Genomic DNA, 4,131 nt, shown 5'->3' on the forward strand with positions numbered 1-4,131 from the left:
AAGCCGGGCGGATCATCGAGTTGTGGAAGGAGGTCCTCGGCGTCCCGTCCGTGCGGGCGGGGGACAACTTCCTTGCGTGCGGCGGGGATTCGATCAGCACCGCGAGGTTCCTGTACCTGCTGCGCGACGAGACGGGCGTGGAGCTCCCGCTCAGGGAGTTCCTCGACGATCCCACCGTGGAGGGCGTGACCGCGACCATGTCGCGGCTGGTGGCCGAGGGGCGGCACGACCCGCCGCGGGCGACCGTGATCCCGCGCGCGCCGCGTGTCCCGCTCCACCGCCCGCCCCTACCGGAGGGCGACGCCCCAGGGAGCGGCGAGGCGCCGCGGGGGAGCGGGGACACCGGTGCCTGAGCCCGTGCAGGTGTACGCGTTCCCGGCGACCGCCGCCCAGCGTCGCCTCTACCTCCAACACCGGATCGCCACGGCCGACACCACCGCGACCGCCGTGTACCAGGAGCCGGTCGTGGCCGTACGCGTCAAAGGACCGCTGGACCGGCGGGCACTGCGGTCGGCGCTGACCGCCCTGGTCGCCCGGCACGAGTCGCTTCGTACCACGTTCACGCTGCGCGAGGCAGCGCTCGGCGCACCGCCTCCACGCACTCGTCCGCGACGAGCGGGTGAGCGTGTTATGCCTGACCCCGTCCGTGGCCCGCGAGGTGGCCCGCCCGGGCCCGCCGGGCGGCGGGGCACTGCGGCGCCTGTTCGTCGGAGGCGAGCCGTTGACCGCGGACCTGGCCCGTACCTTGCTGGACTGGCCGGTGGGGCTCTGGAGCTTCTACGGTCCGACCGAGGCCACCGTGTGGACGGCCGTCCACCGGGTCGGCCCGGACGACCTGGACCTTCCGTCGGTCCCCTTGGGACACCCGATCGCCAACACCCGGCTCCAAGTCCTGGACGAGCACCTGCGGCCGGTCCCGCGCGGCGTGCCTGGTGAGCTGTTCATCGGCGGCGCCGCCTTGGCGGCCGGCTACCACCGGCGGCCCGACCTGACCGGGCACGCCTTCCTCCCCGACCCGTCTGCGGGCCCCGGCGAGCGGCTCTACCGCACGGGCGACCTCGTCGTGTACGACCTCGCGGGCCGGCTGCGCTTCCTCGGCCGCTCGGACGGGCAGGTCAAACTGCGGGGCTTCCGGATCGAGCTGGGCGAGGTCGAGGCCGCGCTGCGCCGCCACCCCGCGGTGCGGGACGCGGCCGCGGCCCTGCGGCGGCGCGGCGGGCACGACGTCCTGGTCGGGTACGTGGTGGCCGAGCCGGACAGACGCGGTGACCCCCGGCTGCCGCAGGACCTGACGGCGGCTCTGGCCGCCGGGCTGCCGGCCCATTTGCGGCCGTCCGTCATCGTCGAGGCGGCCGCCCTCCCGCTCACCCCGAGCGGCAAGGTCGACCGGCGCGGCCTCCCGGAACCGCCCGCCCCGCGTCAGGACGACCGTCCCACGGCGCCGTCGGCCGACGCCCTGGAGGAGGTCCTCTGCGGGCTCTGGGCCCGAGCACTGGGCACCGCCCGGGTCGGGCGCGACGACGACCTGTTCCAGCTCGGCGGCACATCACTGACCGCGATGCGGCTGACGGACGAGGTGAACCGGGAACTGGGCCTCCTCCTGCCCGCGTCGGCGCTCTTCCGGGCGCCGACCGCCGCGGCACTGGCGGCCCAGCTGCGATCCGGTCCGGACCTTGAAGCCCACACCCCGCAAACCCGCGGGGCCCCGCACTCCGCCGTCCGGACCGCTGACAGCTCCGGACCGGCTCCGGACGATCTGGAACGCGACGCCCTGTTGGACCCGTTCACCGAGGCGCAGCTGGAGCGGAACCGGTGAAGGGGCGCACCGTTCTGCTCACCGGGGCGACCGGCTTCCTCGGCGCGCACCTGCTCGCCGAGCTTCTGGCCGCGGGCGCCGCCGAGGTTCGCTGCCTGGTCCGCGCGCCGGACGCCCACACCGCCCTGCGCCGACTGCGAGCGGCCGCGTCCCGCCAGGGCCTCACGGCGCCCGTGGGCCGACGGGTTCGCGCCGTCCCGGGCGACCTCGCACGCCCGTCGTTCGGCCTCACCGCGGGTGCCTTCGCGGCACTGGGGCGCGGTGTGGACCTCGTGATCCACGCCGGTGCCCAGGTCAGCCTGGCACTGCCCTACGAGAGCCTCAAACCCGTCAACGTCGGCGGCACCCGTGAGGTCCTGCGACTGGCTGCGGAGCAGGGCACCCCCGTCCACCACATCTCCACGCTGTCCGTCCTCGGTACGACGGGGCCCGACGAGGCGCTGCGACTGCCGGAGGCCTCTGGACTGGGCAGTGGCTACGCCCAGAGCAAGTGGGTGGCCGACCGCCTGGTGGCGGCCGCCGGCGAACGTGGGCTGCCGGTCGCCGTCCACCGCACGGGCCGGCTGTTCGTCAACAGCACGACCGGCGGTCACAACCCGGACGACCTGCTGGTGCAGGTTCTCGCGGCGGCCCTGCGGCTCGGCGTCGCGCCCGACCTGGACGCGGTCCTGCGGCTGGGGCCCGTCGACTGGGTGAGTTCGGTGATCTGCGCGCTCGCGGCGCATCCAGCGGGCACCGGGCGCGCCTACCACCTCACCGGGCTGCGGCCGCTGGAGTGGAGCGGCCTCCTGGACGCCGTGGCCGCAGCCGGCCACGGCCTCGCCCGGGCCCGTTACCCGCACTGGCGAGACGTCCTCACCGAGACCGCCGGCCGCACCGGCGACGGGACGCTGACCCGGCCGGCCCTCGTGCTCGGCGGCCGGCCCCCGTTCACCCGCGGCACCGACGCCACAGCGGTCAACGCGCGCGCCGTCCTCGGCGACGCCTTTACCGAGGGCTACCCGCCGTCCGAGACCCAGCTGCTCACCAGGCTCTGCGAGACGCTGGCGACGGACCGCGCACGGACAGGGAGATGACGGCATGCCGCACACGGGATACGACGCGTACATCTGCGCCATCTCCTACGAACTGGGCGAGGCGGTGGCGGTGGACGGATTGGCGGACGAGGGTGTGGCGCGGCGGCTGCCGCTCCTGCACGCCCAGGGCATCCGGCACTGCCGCATCGCGGACGAGCCCCCGCCCCTCCTCGCGGCCGCCGCTGCGGCCGGCACCCTGAGCTTCACCGCAACCGCACCCGGCGCGGTCGTCTACTGCACCGAGACGCCGCACGGGATCACCGCGTCCGAGGACCTGTGGACGTTCGCCGCGGCGGCGGGCCTGGCCGGTCCGGCCGCCCAGACGGTTGCCGCCGGTGGCTGCGGCAATCTGGGCCCGGGCCTGCGAACGGCCAGAGCCCTGCTCCTCGCGGAGCGGCTGGATTCCGTCCTGCTCGTCACCGCGGACCGGTTCACCACCGGTCTGACCCGCTTCGTCGACTACGGCACCACCGTTCTCAGCGACGGCGCCGCCACCTGCCTGGTGACCTCGGAACCGGTTGGCCCGGCCTTCCGGATCGCGGGCGCCGCAGCCCTCGGCCGGACCGACGCCAGCCGGGAGACCACCCGCCGGGCGCTATCGACCGTCCCAGCCGTCAAGACGGTCGTTTCCGCGCTCCTGGAACAACTCCCCGTCGCCGCCCACGACTTCCGCCACCTGGTGACCGGCCACTTCGGCGAGCCGTCGCGGGACTTCCTCACCGCCGCCGCCGGCTGCCTCCCCGGGGCCGCCTACGCACCGCTGGCCGATGAGGTAGGGCATTGCTTTTCTGCGGACCCGCTGATCTCCCTGGCGGCCCTGGCCCGACGGGGCTTGCTGGCGCCTGGCGACCTGGTCATGCTGCTCGCCTCCAGCCCGCGCTCCTGGACGGCGATCGCCCTGGAGTACACCCTCCCGCAGGGCGCTGGCGCCTGACCTCCTGGAGCTGGTGCCGGGCGACGGCGCCGCTGGTCTGCGGCGACTGCGACGTGCCCCGCCATGTCCAGCAGCCGCGGTACGGGCCGGCCCTCCCACAGCGCGTCCAGCAGGTGCTGCCTCCCTCACCGGGATCCTGTACCTGGACAGCGAATTTCGCGGGCCGTTCGGGTTACGGCCGTCACGGCGATCCGCCGGGCTGCCACGCGGCGGGTTCCTGGGTACGCTGACGGCCGGTGGCCCGAGTCGACCCTGGAGGCGCGATGCTCCCGTTACGGCACATAGCCCAGCTCGGTGCGGTGCTG

At 74.8% G+C, this 4,131-nt stretch carries 4 protein-coding genes and 1 pseudogene; all 5 read left to right on the forward strand.

Annotated features, from left to right (window positions below):
• The coding region (locus J0670_RS31990) for an acyl carrier protein (RefSeq protein ID WP_207815490.1) at nucleotides 1–353 on the forward strand (353 nt) is incomplete at its 5' end.
• 233 nt (nucleotides 354–586) lie between these two features.
• Nucleotides 587–964 (forward strand): annotated as a pseudogene (locus tag J0670_RS40645) (AMP-binding protein); the annotation flags it as partial.
• A 99-nt stretch (nucleotides 965–1,063) separates the two neighbouring features.
• Entirely contained in the window at nucleotides 1,064–1,816 is a 753-nt protein-coding gene (locus J0670_RS40650) for a phosphopantetheine-binding protein (protein WP_374223209.1), read from the forward strand.
• Nucleotides 1,813–2,892 carry a thioester reductase domain-containing protein gene (locus J0670_RS32000; protein ID WP_207815493.1) on the forward strand — a complete coding sequence of 360 codons (1,080 nt, stop codon included), beginning with the start codon at nucleotides 1,813–1,815 and terminating at the stop codon, nucleotides 2,890–2,892. Before J0670_RS40650 ends, J0670_RS32000 begins: the two co-directional genes overlap by 4 nt.
• 4 nt (nucleotides 2,893–2,896) lie before the next feature.
• Nucleotides 2,897–3,826: a hypothetical protein gene (locus J0670_RS32005; protein WP_207815494.1), complete on the forward strand. Its 930-nt coding sequence runs from the start codon at nucleotides 2,897–2,899 to the stop codon at nucleotides 3,824–3,826.
• The last annotated feature ends 305 nt before the right edge of the window (nucleotides 3,827–4,131 follow it).

It is taken from the genome of Streptomyces sp. FH025 (assembly GCF_017427025.1).
Lineage (GTDB): Bacteria > Actinomycetota > Actinomycetes > Streptomycetales > Streptomycetaceae > Kitasatospora.

What these genes read in the sequence shown, in the direction of transcription:
- J0670_RS32005 (WP_207815494.1), top strand. Translation starts at nt 2,897, where the DNA reads ATGCCGCACACGGGATACGACGCGTACATCTGCGCCATCTCCTACGAA.